The 17,064-nt window shown below is 68.7% G+C and carries 13 protein-coding genes; 11 read left to right on the top strand and 2 right to left on the bottom strand.

What is annotated here, in order from left to right; genetic code table 11:
• Positions 1–6 precede the first annotated feature (6 nt).
• From AC10QF_RS06610 to AC10QF_RS06575, 8 genes are read left to right on the top strand one after another with little or no spacing between them, the layout of a single operon-like run.
• Positions 7–1,641 carry a TldD/PmbA family protein gene (locus AC10QF_RS06610; RefSeq protein WP_111176831.1) on the top strand — a complete coding sequence of 545 codons (1,635 nt, stop codon included), beginning with the start codon at positions 7–9 and terminating at the stop codon, positions 1,639–1,641.
• A gap of 20 nt (positions 1,642–1,661) precedes the next feature.
• Positions 1,662–2,996 carry a TldD/PmbA family protein gene (locus AC10QF_RS06605; protein WP_061479901.1) on the top strand — a complete coding sequence of 445 codons (1,335 nt, stop codon included), beginning with the start codon at positions 1,662–1,664 and terminating at the stop codon, positions 2,994–2,996.
• The gene (locus tag AC10QF_RS06600) at positions 2,996–3,703 is read left to right on the top strand and encodes a DUF4159 domain-containing protein (RefSeq protein ID WP_005421001.1); all 708 of its coding nucleotides are present in this window, start codon (positions 2,996–2,998) and stop codon (positions 3,701–3,703) included. Before AC10QF_RS06605 ends, AC10QF_RS06600 begins: the two co-directional genes overlap by 1 nt.
• A 16-nt stretch (positions 3,704–3,719) precedes the next feature.
• Positions 3,720–4,703 carry an AAA family ATPase gene (locus AC10QF_RS06595; RefSeq protein ID WP_065178689.1) on the top strand — a complete coding sequence of 328 codons (984 nt, stop codon included), beginning with the start codon at positions 3,720–3,722 and terminating at the stop codon, positions 4,701–4,703.
• 7 nt (positions 4,704–4,710) lie between these two features.
• Positions 4,711–5,607 (top strand): DUF58 domain-containing protein, encoded by an 897-nt coding sequence (locus AC10QF_RS06590; RefSeq protein WP_494541958.1) that lies wholly within the window; start codon positions 4,711–4,713, stop codon positions 5,605–5,607.
• Positions 5,604–6,725: a BatA domain-containing protein gene (locus AC10QF_RS06585; protein ID WP_494541957.1), complete on the top strand. Its 1,122-nt coding sequence runs from the start codon at positions 5,604–5,606 to the stop codon at positions 6,723–6,725. The genes AC10QF_RS06590 and AC10QF_RS06585 overlap by 4 nt, the downstream gene beginning before the upstream one ends.
• Entirely contained in the window at positions 6,722–8,890 is a 2,169-nt protein-coding gene (locus tag AC10QF_RS06580) for a hypothetical protein (protein WP_494541956.1), read from the top strand. Before AC10QF_RS06585 ends, AC10QF_RS06580 begins: the two co-directional genes overlap by 4 nt.
• A complete protein-coding gene (locus tag AC10QF_RS06575; RefSeq protein WP_494541955.1) occupies positions 8,887–10,695 on the top strand; it encodes a hypothetical protein in 1,809 nt (602 codons plus the stop codon). The genes AC10QF_RS06580 and AC10QF_RS06575 overlap by 4 nt, the downstream gene beginning before the upstream one ends.
• A 110-nt stretch (positions 10,696–10,805) precedes the next feature.
• Here AC10QF_RS06575 and AC10QF_RS06570 read toward each other — a convergent pair whose 3' ends face one another.
• A complete protein-coding gene (locus tag AC10QF_RS06570) occupies positions 10,806–11,480 on the bottom strand; it encodes a hypothetical protein (protein WP_494541954.1) in 675 nt (224 codons plus the stop codon).
• Between the two features lie 40 nt (positions 11,481–11,520).
• Positions 11,521–12,039 carry a hypothetical protein gene (locus tag AC10QF_RS06565; RefSeq protein WP_494541953.1) on the bottom strand — a complete coding sequence of 173 codons (519 nt, stop codon included), beginning with the start codon at positions 12,037–12,039 and terminating at the stop codon, positions 11,521–11,523.
• 97 nt (positions 12,040–12,136) lie between these two features.
• Between AC10QF_RS06565 and AC10QF_RS06560 the strand changes: the two genes are divergently transcribed.
• From AC10QF_RS06560 to AC10QF_RS06550, 3 genes are all read left to right on the top strand, one after another.
• On the top strand, positions 12,137–13,378 hold the full coding sequence (locus tag AC10QF_RS06560) for a hypothetical protein (RefSeq protein ID WP_494541952.1): 1,242 nt from the start codon (positions 12,137–12,139) through the stop codon (positions 13,376–13,378).
• A 93-nt stretch (positions 13,379–13,471) separates the two neighbouring features.
• A complete protein-coding gene (locus tag AC10QF_RS06555) occupies positions 13,472–15,961 on the top strand; it encodes a DEAD/DEAH box helicase (protein ID WP_494541951.1) in 2,490 nt (829 codons plus the stop codon).
• Entirely contained in the window at positions 15,958–16,986 is a 1,029-nt protein-coding gene (locus tag AC10QF_RS06550; protein WP_494541950.1) for a ribonuclease H-like domain-containing protein, read from the top strand. Before AC10QF_RS06555 ends, AC10QF_RS06550 begins: the two co-directional genes overlap by 4 nt.
• Positions 16,987–17,064: the final 78 nt, after the last annotated feature.

The following is a 17,064-nucleotide window of genomic DNA, read 5'->3' as shown; positions in this document are numbered from 1 at the left end:
GCAGCCTTGCAAAGACGTGACTTCCTGGCCCTGACCGGGCTTACCGCGGGCGGGCTGATCGTGCCCTCCTTCTTCGGCAAGGTGATCGCCGCCGAGCAACTGCAGTCCAGCCTCGACCCGGCGTTGAAGAAGCGCCTGGCCGACGCCGCTCTGCAGGCCGCACGCAGCGCCGGTGCCACCTACTGCGACGTGCGCATCGGCCGCTACCTGCGGCAGTTCGTGATCACCCGCGAGGACAAGGTGCAGAACGTGGTGAACACCGAGTCCACGGGTGTGGGCATCCGCGTGATCGTCAATGGTGCGTGGGGCTTTGCCGCCACCAACGCGCTGGGCACCGCCGACGTGGCCAAGGCGGCGCAGCAGGCGGCCGCGATCGCCAAGGCCAATGCCGGCGTGCAGACCGCGCCGGTGCAGCTGGCCAAGGCGCCGGGCGTGGGTGAGGTGAGCTGGCGCACGCCGATCCGCAAGAATGCGATGGAGGTGCCGATCAAGGATAAGGTCGGCCTGCTGCTGGACGTCAACGCCGCCGCAATGGGCGCCGGTGCCAGCTTCGTCAACTCGATGCTGTTCCTGGTCAACGAGCAGAAGTACTTCGCCTCCACCGATGGCTCCTACATCGACCAGGACGTGCACCGCATCTGGGCGCCGATGACGGTCACCGCCATCGACAAGAGCAGCGGCAAGTTCCGCACCCGATCGGGCCTGTCCTCGCCGATGGGCCTGGGCTACGAATACCTGGACGGCGCCGCCGCGGGCAAGGTGGTCAGCCCGAATGGCGTGGTCAACTACAGTTCTTCCTACGACATGAAGGAAGACGCCATCGCCGCCGCCCGGCAGGCGCAGGAAAAGCTGAAGGCGCCGTCGGTGAAGCCGGGCAAGTACGACCTGGTGCTCGACCCCTCGCACACCTGGCTGACCATCCACGAGTCGATTGGCCACCCGCTGGAACTGGACCGCGTGCTCGGCTACGAAGCCAACTACGCCGGCACCAGCTTCGCCACGCTGGACAAGCGCGAACAGCGTTTCCAGTACGGCAGCGAGCTGGTCAACATCTTCGCCGACAAGACCCAGCCGGGCAGCCTCGGCGCCGTGGCATACGACGACGAAGGCGTGAAGTGCAAGCGCTGGGACCTGATCAGCAACGGCAAGCTGGTGGACTACCAGACCATCCGCGACCAGGCCCACATCCTCGGCAAGACCGAGTCCGACGGCTGCTGCTATGCCGACTCGTGGTCCAGCGTGCAGTTCCAGCGCATGGCCAACGTGTCGATGGCACCGGGCAAGAAGCCGCTGAGCGTGCCGGACCTGATCAAGGACGTGGAGAACGGCATCTACATCATCGGTGACGGTTCGTTCTCGATCGACCAGCAGCGCTACAACGCGCAGTTCGGCGGCCAGCTGTTCTACGAGATCAAGAACGGCCAGATCACCCGCATGCTGGAAGACGTGGCCTACCAGATCCGCACGCCGGAGTTCTGGAACGCCTGTACCGCCGTGGCCGACGAGCGTGACTACCGCCTGGGCGGTTCGTTCTTCGACGGCAAGGGCCAGCCGGGACAGGTCTCGGCGGTCTCGCACGGCTCGTCCACCGCGCGCTTCAACGGCATCAACGTCATCAACACCGCACGCAGCCTCGGCTGACCGGTCAGGAGCCCTTACACATGAGTATCTTCACCGAAGCCCAGGCCAAGGCCATCCTCGACAAGGTCATCGCCCTGTCCAAGGCCGACGAGTGCACCGCCGTGCTGGCCGGTGCGATCAGCGGCAACATCCGTTTCGCGCTGAACAATGTCTCCACCAGCGGCATCGTCGACAACACCGAACTGGCGGTCACCGTCGCCTTCGGCAAGCGCGTCGGCACTGCCTCGATCAACGAGTTCGACGACGCCGCGCTGGAACGCGTGGTACGCCGTGCCGAAGACCTGGCCCGCCTGGCCCCGGAGAACCCGGAGTTCATGCCGGCCATCGGCAAGCAGAGCTACCGCGCCAGCCCGACCTTCAGCGAGTCCACCGCCGCGATCGATCCGGCCTTCCGTGCCAAGGTCGCTGCCGATTCGATCGCCCCGTGCCGCGGCCACGGCCTGGTCGCCGCCGGCTTCCTGGAGGACGGCCAGGGCTTCCAGGCCACCGCCAACAGCAACGGCAACTTCGCTTACCAGCGCACCACCAACTTCGATTACACCTGCACTGTGCGCACCGAAGATGGCCGCGGTTCGGGCTGGGTCGGCCGCAACCTGAAGGACGCGGCGGACTTCAAGGCTGACCAGGACATCCGCATCGCCATGCGCAAGGCCACCGAATCGGCCGAAGCCAAGGCACTGGAACCGGGCAAGTACACGGTCATCCTGGAGCCGGCCGCAGCGGCAGGCCTGATCAGCTTCATGATGAATTTCTTCAGTGCACGCTCGGCCGATGAAGGCCGCAGCTTCCTGTCGAAGAAGGGCGGCGGCAACAAGCTGGGCGAGCAGGTCTACGATCCGCGCGTGACCATGATCGCCGACCCGTGGCATCCGGATGCACCGGTGCTGCCGTGGGACAACGAAGGGCTGCCGCGCGAGCGCATGGCCATCATCGAGAACGGCAGGATCGCCAACCTGGACTACTCGCGCTTCTGGGCGCAGAAGCAGGGCAAGACCGCCAAGGCCTCGCCGGGCAACCTGCTGATGAGCGGTGGCGACAAGAGCACCGCCGAGCTGGTGCGCGGCACCCAGAAGGGCATCCTGGTCACGCGTACCTGGTACATCCGCATGGTCGATCCGCAGACCGTGCTGCTGACCGGCCTGACCCGCGACGGCACCTTCTACATCGAGAACGGCCAGATCAAGCATCCGGTGAAGAACTTCCGCTTCAACGAGTCGCCGGTGATCATGCTCAACAACATCGAAGAGTTGGGCAAGCCGGTGCGGGTGGCCGGTGATGAATCCAGCTACGTGATGATGATCCCGCCGATGAAGCTGCGCGATTTCACCTTCACCTCGCTGTCCGACGCGGTCTGATGGATCGCCGGGCCTGCCTGCGCTGGTTGGCCGCTGCCGCTTCGGCGGCGGCGCTGCCGGCCTGGGCACAGGCAGGCCCGCGCAGTTCGCGCTATGACTTCTGGTTCACCCGCCTGCAGTACGACTCCGGTGACTGGGACGTGGACGCGCGCATGCCATCCAACCTGATCACCTCGCTGATCGACTACACATCGCTGCGCGTGGACCCGCAGGAACACGTGGTGGCCCTGGCCGACCCGCGCATGCTGGAAGCGCCGTTCTGCTACCTGGCCGGGCACACGCTGGTGGAGTTCAACGCCGCCGAACGGCAGAACTTCGTGCGCTACGTGCGCAATGGCGGCTTCGTCTTCGTCGACGACTGCAACCATGACATCGACGGGCTGTTCGCCACCTCGTTCGAGGCACAGATGGGCCGCCTGTTCGGTCCGAAGGCATTGCAGAAACTGCCCAACAGCCACGCGCTGTACCGCAGTTTCTTCCGCTTCCCGGACGGTCCGCCCGCCACCAGCTTCGAACTCAACGGCTGGGGCGACGACCTGGTGCACGACTATCTGAAGGGCATCGAGGTCGATGGTCGGCTGGGCCTGCTCTACAGCAACAAGGACTATGGCTGCGAGTGGGACTACGACTGGCGCAACAAGCGCTTCCTGGCCGAAGACAACACCCGCTTTGGCGTCAACATCGTGATGTACGCGTTGAACAATTGACAGGACCTGCACGCCCATGAATTCCTCCGACCTCGATTCCCTGCTGCCGCGCCTGGATGAACTGCGCGCCGCGCTCGCACGCGCGGTGGTGGGCCAGCACACCGTGGTCGAGCAGCTGCTGATCGGCCTGCTGGCCGGCGGCCACTGCCTGCTGGAAGGTGCGCCCGGGCTCGGCAAGACCCTGCTGGTACGCTCGCTCGGCCAGGCATTGGAACTGCAGTTCCGGCGCGTGCAGTTCACCCCCGACCTGATGCCCAGTGACATCCTCGGCACCGAGCTGCTGGAGGAAGACCATGGCACCGGCCATCGCCATTTCCGCTTCCAGCAGGGCCCGATCTTCACCCACCTGCTGCTGGCCGACGAACTCAACCGCACCCCGCCCAAGACCCAGGCCGCACTGCTGGAGGCAATGCAGGAACGCACCGTCAGCTACGCCGGAACCACCTACGCGCTGCCCGCTCCGTTCTTCGTGCTGGCCACGCAGAACCCGATCGAGCAAGCCGGCACCTACCCGCTGCCCGAAGCGCAGCTGGACCGCTTCCTGCTGCATGTGCTGGTGGATTACCCCAGCGAAGACGAGGAACGGCGGATCCTGGAACAGACCACCGGCGGTGCCACCGACGCGGTGCCGAAGGTGATGGATGCCGAGGCGGTGATCGCCCTGCAGGCGGCCGTGCGGCAGGTGCATGTCAGCCCCGACGTGCTGGCCTGGATCACCCGCCTGGTGCGCGCCAGCCGGCCAGGCGAAGGCGCGCCGGCGGCGATCAACCAATGGGTGAAGTGGGGCGCCGGCCCGCGCGCCGGCCAGTCGCTGGTGCTCGCGGCAAAAGCGCGTGCATTGCTGCAGGGCCGCTTCGCCGCCACCCGCGAGGACGTGCAGGCGCTGGCCGCGCCGGTAATGCGCCATCGCCTGCTGCTGTCGTTCGCCGCCGAGGCCGAGCAGAAGCGTGCCGACGACGTGGTCGCCGCCCTGCTGCAGGCCGTGCCGTTCCCGGGTTGAGCCACGCGTGAACGCCGGTACCCCGCTGACCTTGCCACCGGAACTGCGTGCGCGCCTGCGCCTGCTGCGGCTGCGGCCGCGCCTGGCCAGCGGTGCCAGTGGCATCGGCCAGCACGCCAGCCGCAGCCGCGGTGCCGGCCTCGAGTTCGCCCAGTACCGGGCCTACGAACCGGGCGACGAGCTGCGCCAGATCGACTGGAAGCTGTACGCGCGTTCGGACCGCTTCTTCGTGCGCGAATCCGAACGGGAAAGCCCGATCACGGTCTGGCTGTTGCTCGATGCCACCGCCTCGGCCGGCCAGGCCGATCGCGCGGCACCGCAGCGCACGCGCCTGGATCACATGCGCGGCGTGGCCGCCTGCGTGGTGGAACTGGCGCTGCAGCAGGGCGACCGTTTCGGCCTGTTGGCGATCAATGGCGATGGACTGCAGTTGGTGCCCGCAGCGAACGGCGCACGCCAGCGTGACCGCGTGCATCTGCAACTGCATGCCCTTCAGGCACGCGGCGGCTGGCCCGTGGCCGATCGCCTGCGCCCGCTGTGGGAGCGTGTGCGTCCGGGCGACCTGCTGCTGGCGATGGGTGATGGCTTCGACGCGGCCTGCATCGTGCTGCTGGAGCAACTGGCCAGCGCACGCCGTGAAGTGGCACTGCTGCAGATCCTCACCGCCGACGAGCGCGATTTCCCGTTCGACGCCGGCCATCGCTTCCGCGATCCGGAAACGGGCGAGGAACTGCTGGGCGATGGCGCGGCGATCCGCGCCGATTACCTGCAGCGCTTCGCCGACGCACGCAACGCATTGCAGTCGCGCCTGCAGGCCAGCGGCATCGCCAGTGCCACCGGCTGGCTCGACCAGCCGCTGGATCATCCACTGCAGGTGCTGTTCGGTCGTGGGGGCGATGCATGACCCTGCTGTTCCCGTTGGGCCTGGCCGCGCTCGCTGCGTGGTTGCTGCCGCTGCTGATCCATCTGGCCCGGCGCCATCCGTACACGCCGCTGGATTTCGCCGCGCTGCGCTGGCTGCGTGCACAGATCCGCCCGCGCCAGCGCATCCGCTTCGATGACTGGCCGTTGCTGCTGGTGCGCCTGTTGCTGCTGGCCGCATTGGCCTTGCTGCTGGCACGCCCTGCATTGACCGGCCCCGCTCCGGTCCCCACCGCGTGGACGGTAGTGGCTCCCGGATTGGACGCCGCCGCACTGCGCGGCACCGCCGAAGAGGGCAACTGGCACTGGCTGGCACCCGGCTTCCCCAGCATCGATCAGGCACCGCCGGCATCCAGCGCATCGCTGCCCAGCCTGCTGCGCGAGTTGGACGCACAGCTGCCCGCGGGCACCGCGTTGACCGTGCACGTTCCCGATCCCCTGCCCGGTCTGGATGGCGCCCGCCTGCAGCTGTCGCGCGAAGTGCAGTGGCGGCCGCAACCGATACCGGCCACTCCGCAACCGAGTGCCGCGACGATGCCGCGTCTGCGCGTGCACAGCGATGCGCCGGCCGCCGCCCAGCACTGGGTGAACGCACTGCAGCGCGCGTGGGGCATGCAGGCGCCGCTCGCTCCTCTGTCGGCCGATGCCCTGCCCGAACGCGGCGAGATCGGCGTATGGAGCCGCAGCGATGCACTGCCGGCGAGCTGGCAGGCGTGGCTGCGCGACGGCGGTCGTGCAGTGAGCGCCGGCAAGCCTGCTCGCGGCGCCGGCATCCTGCTGCGCAACGCCGACGGCACACCACTGCTGTGGCAGCAGCGCATCGGCCACGGCGTCCTGCTGTCACTACCCGGCGACTGGGATGCCTCAGGCAACGCTGCGCTGCGCGACCCGCAGTTGCCGCGTGCCCTGCTGCTGGCCCTGCAACCGCCAGCGTCACCGCGCCTCGGCGATGCACAGGACCAGGCACCACGCCGGGCCGCACTGCCCGCCATAGCGCCCCCAGCGCGTGAGCCAGCCACGTGGTTGCTGCTGGTCATCGTGGTGCTGTTCGCGCTGGAGCGCTGGATGGCCAGCAGTCGCCGGCGCAGGGGGGCCGCATGAACACCCTGCAGTACGCCTGGCAACGCGCACGCCGTCGCCGTGCACTCGTTACCCTGCTGCTGGGCCTGCCGTGGGCGCTGGCCGCGACGACGCTGGCGCTGCGCCTGGCGGGCTTCGATATCGCCTGCGTGGTCGGCACGGTCAGCGTGCTCGCCTGCGCAGCGCTCGCCACGGCACGTGCCCGCCAGCTGGACCCACAGTGGGTGCAGCGTCAGCTCGATGCCGGCGGTGCCAGCGAGGACAGTGCCGACCTGCTGTTCGCCGATATGGCAACGCTCAATCCGCTGCAGCAGCGCCAGCGCGCGCATGTGCTGGCCACGCTGGAGCGCGCGACACCGGACCTGCGTCCGCGCTGGCCGCGCAGGGCGTTGGCCCTGAGCTGGGTCGCAGGCCTGGCGATCACTGCGCTGGCATTCGGCTGGCCACGTTCCGGCCCCGACTCCGCGCCGGCGCGCACATCGGCGCCTGTCAGCATGGCTGCCGCCGGCCCGCTGCACCTTCAGTCCACCCGCCTGCGGATCGACGCGCCGGCCTATACCGGCCAAGCCACGCGCACCCAGAACGCGTTGGATGCCAAGGTCGCCGCGGACAGCCGGCTGTCGTGGTCGTTGCGCTTCGATCGCGCGCCGGACAAGGCATGGCTTCAGTTCCACGACGGCCGCCGGCTGCCGCTGAGCGAGCAGGATGGGCAGTGGCTGGCGCAGGATGTGGCGCGCGTGCCTGTGCTGTACCGCGTGGTGAGCGAACCTGCACTGGCCCAGACCCACCTGCATCGCCTGGATGTGGTCGCTGATCGTGCGCCCAGCGTGCGCGTGCTGGAGCCCGCCGCGACCCTGGCGCTGGGCACGCCCGGGCAACGCCAGTGGTCGTTGCGCTTCGAAGCCAGCGATGACTACGCCGTGGCCACGCAGGCAACGCTGTCGATCACCATTACCCAGGGCAGCGGCGAGAACATCACCTTCGTTCGCCGCAGTGTCGGCCTCACCGGCAGCGGCGAAGCGACTACACGGCGTTTCGCGTACACCCTCGACCTGGCTGCGCTGGGCGCGCAGCCCGGCAGCGATGTCATCGCCCAGCTGGAAGTACGCGACAACCACGCGCCAACACCGCAGGCCGTGCGCAGCAGCAGCGTGATCCTGCGCCTGCCCAGCGCCGAGGTTGCACTCGGTGCCGAACTGGAAGGCCGCATCAAGAAGACGCTGCCGGCCTACTTCCGCAGCCAGCGGCAGATCATCATCGATGCCGAAGCGCTGATCCGGCAGCGACGCAGCCTCGCCGCCGAGGACTTCGTGAAGCGCAGCGATGCGATCGGTGTCGACCAGCGCATCCTGCGCCTGCGCTACGGCCAGTTCCTGGGTGAGGAAAGCGAAGGCGCACCGAAGCCGCCGCCGACCAGCGACCTGCCCACCAGCGATGCGCCAGCTGCAGGCAGCCACGACGACGAGCACGAGCACGACCATGGCACCGAGGCCGGGGCACACGATGAGCATGGCCACGATCACGGCGGCAAGGCGTCCAATGCCGATTCGCCACCGGTGTTCGGCAGCGCCACCGATGTGCTCTCCGAATACGGCCACACCCATGACCATGCCGAGGCCGCGACCCTGCTCGACCCGCAGACCCGGGCCACGCTGAAGGCCGCGCTGGACCAGATGTGGTCGGCCGAAGGCGAGCTGCGCCAGGGCCGGCCAGAGCAGGCGTTGCCATTTGCCTACAAGGCGCTGGGTTTCATCAAGCAGGTGCAGCAGGCCGAACGCATCTATCTGGCCCGGGTCGGGCCAGAGCTGCCACCGATCGATGAAGGCCGTCGCCTCGGCGGTGATCGCGCCGGACTGGCCAGTCGTGAACTGCCGTTGGCCGCACGAACCCCGCCCGACCGGGCCATCGTTGAAGCCTGGCAGCGCCTCGGTGATGACACCAGCGTGCCCGACCTCGATGCACTCGCTGCCTGGCAGCAGCGCAATGCCGCCTACCTGCCCGATGCGCTGGATCTGGCTGCCGCCATCGAGCAGCTGCGCATCGAGCCCGGTTGCCGCGACTGCCGCCTGCGCCTGCGCGCTCAGTTGTGGCGGGCGCTGCAGCGTCCACTGCCGCAGGCGATGCGGCGCAGTGCCGCCGATGCGATGGGCCAGCGCTACCTGGACGCGCTGGAGGCGCAGCCATGAACCCCTCCGGCCTGAACCTGTGGATCGCCCTGGCACTCGCTGTGATCGTGGCGATCGCCAGCGTTCGCCAGTCGCACGGCAACACCACGCACCGTGGCCGCCGCTGGGGGGTGATCGGGCTGCAGGTCATCGTCGCCACGCTGCTGTATTTCTGCCTGGTGCCGCCCACCCGCCAGCAACCCGCAGGCGGGCTGGTTGTGCTCGGAATCGATGCCAGCAGGGCCGGCGCGTTCCCGGCCAGCGAAGGTCCGCTGTGGCTGTTGCCGGAAGCTGCCGATGTGCCCGGCGCAAAGCGCGTACCCGACCTGGCCACCGCGCTGCGGCAGCATCCGGCCTCCACGCTCACCCTGGTCGGTGCCGGCCTGGTTGCACGCGATCGCGATGCGGTACTGCCACGCGACGTACGTTGGCAGCCGGCGGCACCGCCGCGCGGCTGGGTCGCCTTGCAGCCACCGGCCGACGCCGCGCCCGGCGCACGCTTCGAGGTACAGGCACAGGCGCGTGGCGTTGCCAGGGCAAAGGCGGAACTGCTCGACCCGGCCGGCCGCGTGGTCGATCGCGCGGATGTTGCCGAAGACGGCCACGTTCAGTTGAGTGGCATCACCCGCGCCGAAGGCCGCAGCGTATTCCAGCTGCGCCTGCTCGATGCCGACGGCCATGTGGCGGACAGCGCACCGGTGCCGCAGCAGACCCTGCCGGCGGCGCCGTTGCGCCTGCAGGTGCGTGCCAGCGCGCCGGGCCCCGAACTGAAGTACCTGCGCCGCTGGGCAACCGATGCCGGCATCCGCGTGCAGGTGCAGGCCGATACCGGTGCCGGCCTGAGCGTTGGCGACGGGGCCTTGCCGCTGGACGCGGCGTCGCTGGCGCGCAGCGATCTGCTGCTGCTGGACGAGCGCAGCCTGGCGGCATTGAATGCCGCCCAGCTGGCCGCTGTGCGGCAGGCGCTGCGCGAAGGACTGGGCGTGCTGGTACGCAGTGCGGGCGCGCCTTCGGCCAGCGCGCGCCAGCGCCTGCGCGATCTGGGCCTGCCGCTGCGGGGTGATGGCAGCAGCCAGGTCCTCGAACTTCCCGGCGACGGCGAGAGTGCGGTCCTCGCCGCACGACGTGGCCCGCTCGACGCGGGTACGCTGCCGACCGGCTACGGCGAAGAGGCAGACCGCAGTTCGCACGACGCCGCGCTGCCCACACTGGAAGCACTGGCGCTGCAGGTACCTGGCAGCAACGCGCTGCTGCACGATCGCACCGGCAAGGCTGTCGGTGGCTGGCGCGCTACCGGCAAAGGCCGCATCGGCCTGCTGCCCATCACCGACAGCTGGCGCTGGGTACTTGCCGGCCGCGATGACCGCCACGGCGAACTGTGGAGCGGCGTGGTTGCCACGCTGGCGCGGGCGCAGGGCAGCGCTGAGGCGTTGTGGTCGCCACAGCCGATCAGCTGGGCGGGCGAACGGCAGGCGCTATGCGGCGTGCAGGCGCCGCTGCAGGCCTTCAACGCACGCGGCGAAGGCACGCCGCTGATCGTCGATGGCGCGACGTCAGACCTGCGCTGCGCGGGCTGGTGGCCGCGCGAGGCGGGCTGGCAGCGCCTGCAGCACGGCGACGCTACCCTCTGGCGCTATGCATTCGACCCGAAGGACGCGCCCGCGCTGCATCAGCAGGCAATGATCGATGCAACCACGCAGGCGCTGGCGGGCAGCTCCCCGGCAACCGCGTCGCTGATGCAACCCGTGCCGGGATCGCGCTGGCCGTGGTGGCTGGCGTTCGTGCTGTGCGCATCGCTGCTGTGGTGGCTGGAGCGACGGCGCTGATCCTGGGGTCAGAACCCTTTCGCCAGCGAAAGGGTTCTGACCCCACCGATCGGATCGCGAACGGCATCCACGCATGGCGTGGATCTACCAGCCCCACCCTCATGCGTCCTTCAACGTTTCCCCGCGCGCCGATACACGCCATTGAAGCGCACGTTCATGCCACCGCATTCGCTGTTGTCGGCCACGATCAGCACCTCACCCAGCGAGTGCACACGCACCCGGCACGTGTCCTCGACGAACTCGACATCGGCACCCTGCGGTATGGCACGCGCTTCCACCTGGCCCAGGTTCGGCCCATACGGGCGCTGTTCCGGCGTGGGGTTGGCCGAGGGCCAGTAAGCGTCGCCATCCACATGCAGTTGTCCACCCTGCACGGTGATGCGCAGGCCGTTGTCGCCATCTTTCCAGTGGCCCGTCCAGTCCTGCAGCGTGGGCACGGCCACCGGCAACGGTTGCAGCCTGCTGCGGTCGACCCAGCCGGCGCTGCCGCCCACCTTGTTCGGGAAGAACGCGCAGCGGTAACGGCCCAGGTCGCGACCGGTCACCACCGTATCGCCGTTGACCACATAGCTGCGCTGGCGGCAGGCCGGTTCGCCCTTGGCGGGGCAGCCCTCCATGTCGCCGAGCAGGTACAGGCGCGGTGCATCGACCACCCGCGCCAGCGCGAACCGGCTCTGTTGGGAGGGGAACGCGCCATTGCGGCAGGCGCCGCCATCGGCGATATCGGACGCGAACGCGGAGGCCGGCAGCAACGCGGCCAGCAGGCAGATCGAACGCAGGGACATGACAGCATTACCGGTGGGGGAGCCCGCAGGATATACCGGCCTACTTCACTGGCGCTGTGTCGCCGGCATCCTGCTCCTGTGAGAACCGCAGCGCGCGCTGCTGCTGTTCGGCACTGAGCTCTGGCGGTGGCCGCGCCACGGCCGCCTGGATCTGGTCGGGACCGCCGGTGAGCTTGTTCAGACCGCGGCCCGCTGCCAGCAGGCCCTTGACCACGCCCATCATGATGTAGCCACCGCCCATGCTGACCTGCTCCGGCGATGGTGGTTCGCTCCAGTCGCGGCTGAAGCGGTTATCGCCGAACTTCACCGGGTTCTTGAAGCGGTACAGGTCCAGCGGCTCGTCATCGGGCTTGAGCGCACGCACCTCGCCGAGGGTGGTGACGTTGTCCTGCGGCAAGGTGGTGGAGATCGGTGCGGTGGGGGCAGGCGGCGCATCTTCAGGGGGAACGGGTGCAGGATCGGGCACCGCCACCGGCGCAGCCTGCTGCGCCTGTACGATGCCGGCCAGCAGCATGCCGGCCAGGAGTGCTCCCTGCGTTCCACGTCGTGCCACAGCCATCCACCCTTTGGTTGCGTCCAGCGCCCAAGGATACGGATGCCGGCTTCAGATTTCGTTGGCAACGGCGGGGGCATTCAGGCTGTGTCGCGCATCATCGTTGCGCGGCCCGGACACTGAAGTTTGCAATGAACTTCATTCCCCCCGTGGGATCGGGACGGCATCCTGCGGTTTTTCCGGCAAGGCCCTCGCTGATGACAGCACCCTCCACACGCCTGCCGCGCCGGCAGGTTGCCCGTTGATGTCGCACGCAGCAGTGCTGGTGGGTCTGGCGGTCGTGTGCCTGATGGTCATCGCGGGCGCTGCCGAATGGACGTCACGTGTCCGCGCCGGCATCGCCTCGCTGCGCCGGGGCAGCACGCTGCGGACGCTGGACGCGGGCGAACACAGGGCACTGGCACCGGTGCGCGCGTTGACCGGCTGCGACCACGACGACCAGGTAAAGCGGCTGCATGGCGCCTTCACCGGTGGGGCGTGGCGGAACAGTTTCCCGATCGGTGACGGCTTCTTGGGTGGCATTCCCGTGCTGCTGCCGAGACAGGCATGGCCCAACCTCTCGGAAGACAATGAAGCTGAAGTCGTACTGGGTGAGCACGTGGCCATGGTGGTGCGTCTCAATGGCTTCACCATCGCTGCTGCACGGCCGGATGCAGCCAGCAGCCGCGTCTGTGGCGAGCGCCTGGAGACACCCGAAGAAGTTTCGATGCGACGGGGACCCGGCCTGCGCCCTTCCCCGCTGGTGATTGCCGCACTGGCGTTGTGGGCCGCCGCTGGCGCCCCGGCGCTGCTGGCCATGCCGTTGCTCGCCATCGCCGGACTGGCGGCCTGGCTGGCACTTCCTCGCCGCAACAGCCCCGCGACAGCTCAGCGCGTGCTGCAGGTTCGCGGACGCCTGCGCGTCTACCAGCGCACTGCCCAGGCATCCCGGGTGTGGTTGCTCGGCAATGACCGGCGTGTGCAGCTTCCTGCGGAATGGGAGCACGCAGCGGCATTCTCCCGCGGGCGCTCGATGGTGCTGGAAGTGCGCGCCTGTGATGGATGGGTGTTGGGCGCAGGGACGGCATGGTGCCTCGCCAGCGACCGACGGCGCTATCCGCCCACAGGAGGGTCGTGGCATCTGGCATGGCTGGGCCTGCTCCTGTGCGTGCTGGTGTTCGGCACTGGCGGAATGCCGCCGCCCCGTCCGGATCCTGCATGGGCGGCTGCCTATGGCTGGGGGGTGCCCGCCGTGCTGGCATCGGGCTGGCACGCGGTGCAGATCGTGGTCTGCACCGTGCAGTTCCTGCTCCGCCGCCGCGCGCTTGACGCGGACATCGCGCAGCGTCCCGACCCGTGGCACTGAACGGTTCACGCGTTCCCATGCTGGTGTCTCACATCCTGAGACATGGATGTGGTGCCATGTGACCCCTCGCAATCCGTCCCCGCTTCCTCTTCCATGGCCTACGAACTCGCCAAGCGCACCGCCGATGCCGAGCAGAAGCTCGCCACCCGCGATGGCCTGCCCGCCCGCGACGGCGCCCTGCTCAGCGCGCGCCTGCAGCGCCGCTACCAGGACCGCATCACCGGCAGCTTCGCCATTCCCGGCCGTGAAGGCCGCTACGCGCCCATTCCCGACTCGGTACCACCGGCGCTGGCCGCTGCACTGAAGGCACGTGGCATCGAGCAGCTCTACAGCCACCAGGCCGAAGCCTGGGAGGCCAGCCAGCGCGGCGAGCACGTGGCCATCGTCACCCCCACCGCCAGCGGCAAGTCGCTGTGCTACACCCTGCCGGTGGTCAGCGCGGCCATGCAGGACAAGGCCAAGGCGCTGTACCTGTTCCCGACCAAGGCACTGGCCCAGGACCAGGTGGCCGAGCTGCTGGAACTCAATCGTGCCGGCGATCTCGGCGTCAAGGCCTTCACCTTCGACGGCGACACCCCCGGCGATGCGCGGCAGGCGATCCGCCTGCATGGCGACATCGTGGTGTCCAACCCGGACATGCTGCACCAGGCCATCCTGCCGCATCACACCAAGTGGGCACAGTTCTTCGAGAACCTGCGCTACATCGTCATCGACGAGGTGCACACCTATCGCGGCGTGTTCGGCAGCCACGTCACCAACGTGCTGCGCCGGCTCAAGCGCATCTGCGCGTTCTATGGCGTGCAACCGCAGTTCATCCTGTGCTCGGCCACCATCGGCAACCCGCAGGCACATGCCGAGGCGTTGATCGAGGCACCGGTCACCGCCGTCACCGAATCCGGCGCGCCCACCGGGCCGAAGCAGGTGCTGCTGTGGAACCCGCCGGTGATCAACCCCGACCTGGGCCTGCGTGCCTCGGCGCGCTCGCAGAGCAACCGCATCGCGCGCATCGCGATCAAGTCCGGGCTGAAGACCCTGGTGTTCGCGCAGACCCGGTTGATGGTCGAAGTGCTGACCAAGTACCTGAAGGACATCTTCGACCACGACCCGCGCAAGCCGCCCCGCATCCGCGCCTACCGCGGCGGTTATCTGCCCACCGAACGCCGCGAGACCGAGCGTGCGATGCGCGCCGGCAACATCGACGGCATCGTCAGCACCTCGGCGCTGGAACTGGGCGTGGATATCGGCAGCCTGGACGTGGTCATCCTCAATGGCTACCCCGGCAGCGTGGCCGCCACCTGGCAGCGTTTCGGCCGTGCCGGTCGCCGCCAGCAACCCGCACTCGGCGTGATGGTGGCCAGTTCGCAGCCGCTGGACCAGTACGTGGTGCGGCACCCGGACTTCTTCGCCGAAGCCTCGCCCGAACATGCGCGCATTGCGCCGGACCAGCCGCTGATCCTGTTCGACCACATTCGTTGCGCGGCCTTTGAACTGCCGTTCCGGGTCGGCGATGGCTTCGGCCCGATCGACCCGGAAGTGTTCCTGGAAGCGCTGGCCGAAACCGAAGTCATCCACCGCGAAGGCGAGCGCTGGGAATGGATCGCCGACAGTTATCCGGCCAACGCGGTCAGCCTGCGCGCGGTGGCCGATGGCAACTTCGTGGTGGTCGACCGCAGCGACGGCCGCCAGCAGATCATCGCCGAGGTCGATTACTCCGCCGCCGCGCTCACGCTGTATGAAGGCGCCATCCACATGGTGCAGTCCACGCCCTACCAAGTGGAGACGCTCGACTGGGAGGGCCGCAAGGCCTACGTCACCCGCACGCATGTGGATTACTACACCGACAGCATCGATTTCACCAAGCTCAAGGTGCTGGACCGCTTCGATGGTGGCGTGGCCGGGCGCGGTGATTCGCACCATGGCGAAGTGCACGTGGTGCGGCGCGTGGCCGGCTACAAGAAGATCCGCTACTACACCCACGAAAACATCGGCTACGGGCCGGTGAACCTGCCCGACCAGGAACTGCACACCACCGCAGTGTGGTGGCAGCTGCCGCAGGCACTGCTGCTGCGCGCGTTCGCCAGCAGGCAGGATGCGCTCGATGGCTTCCTCGGTGCGGCGTATGCGCTGCACATCGTCGCCACCGTGGCGGTGATGGCCGATGCGCGCGACCTGCAGAAGTCGGTCGGCAACGGCGATGGTTCCTGGTTTGCGATCGCCGACCAGAGCGGCCGCGGCCAGTTGCGCGGCAGCGAGGGTGATCCTGGCGTTGTCGAACTGCTGCAGGAATTCGTGCCCACGGTGTATCTGTATGACAACTTCCCCGGTGGCGTCGGCCTCAGCGAGCCGTTGTGGCAGCGTCAGGCCGAGCTGGTGCAGCGCGCGCGTGAACTGGTGCAACGCTGCGACTGCAAGGCCGGCTGCCCGGCCTGCGTCGGCCCGGTGCTGGCTGCACAGGAAGAGGATGAAACCTCGCCACGTGCGCTGGCATTGCGCGTGCTCGACCTGTTCGACGCCGAGGCCTGCCGGCACGTACCCGACGTGGTGGTGACCACGCGCGATCCGATGGAGCTGCTGGCACCGTGAGCCTGAGCCTGGACAAGCTGCGCCTGCTGCGCAGGCAGGCCGGCGACCCGAAGGCGAGCACACCGGCCGTGCCGGACGTGCCCCCTGCGCCACCGGCACCCGTGGCCGCCAACGATGCGCGACAACCACCGGCCGAGCGTTCGGTGTTCGCCTGGGTCGAGCAGGAGATCCGCCACAAGCCGACCGGCGCTGCGGCGGCCACATCGGCACACACACCGGCCCAACTGCGGCGGCCGGAAGTGGGCAGCCTGCATCGCCTGCTCGGCATGCGCTCGCGGAGCGGCGCCACGCCGGCACGTGCCAGCGCACAGGATCGCCAGCTGCCGGGCGAGGAAATCGCGCCGGGTCTGTTCCTGATCGAATCGCTGCAACCTCAGCCGATCCCAACTGCCCCACTGTCTCTGGCCTTCGCCAAGCGCGAAGACCAGCACGTGGCTGCACGCGATCTGCTGTTCTTCGACACCGAGACCACCGGCCTGGCCGGCGGCACCGGCACCCGTGCCTTCATGATCGGCGCGGCCGATTGGCATGTGTGCCCGCAGCGTGGCGAGGGCCTGCGCATCCGCCAGTTGCTGATGGCCACCATGGCCGCCGAGGACGCGATGCTGGCCACCTTTGCCCGCTGGCTGCGACCGTCCACCGTGTTCTGCAGCTACAACGGCCGCAGCTACGATGCGCCGCTGCTGAAGGCGCGCTACCGGCTGGCCCGCCAGCCGGACCCGATCACCGCACTGGACCATGTCGACCTGCTCTACCCCACCCGCCGCCGCTATCGCGGCACGTGGGAGAACTGCAAGCTGTCCACCATCGAACGCCAGCTGCTGCGCGTGGTGCGCGAGGACGATCTGCCGGGCTCGGAGGCACCCGGTGCGTGGTTGCGCTTCCTGCGAGGCGGCGACGCGGTGAACCTGCGCCGGGTGGCCGACCACAATCACCAGGACGTGGTGACCCTGGCCCTGCTGCTGCAGCGGCTGGTGCGCGAGGAACAGCGCGAGCGCGAGACACTGGCGCTGGTCGGGCAGTAATGACACGGGGCCGCGTTGACATGCCCTGACGGTGGTTGCGGTGACACTGCCGCCACCATCCACGCCTGGAGCCCGACG

The organism is Stenotrophomonas maltophilia complex sp. Om-AH-Sm3, assembly GCF_059337855.1.
This window is presented reverse-complemented; position numbering and strand designations above follow the sequence as displayed.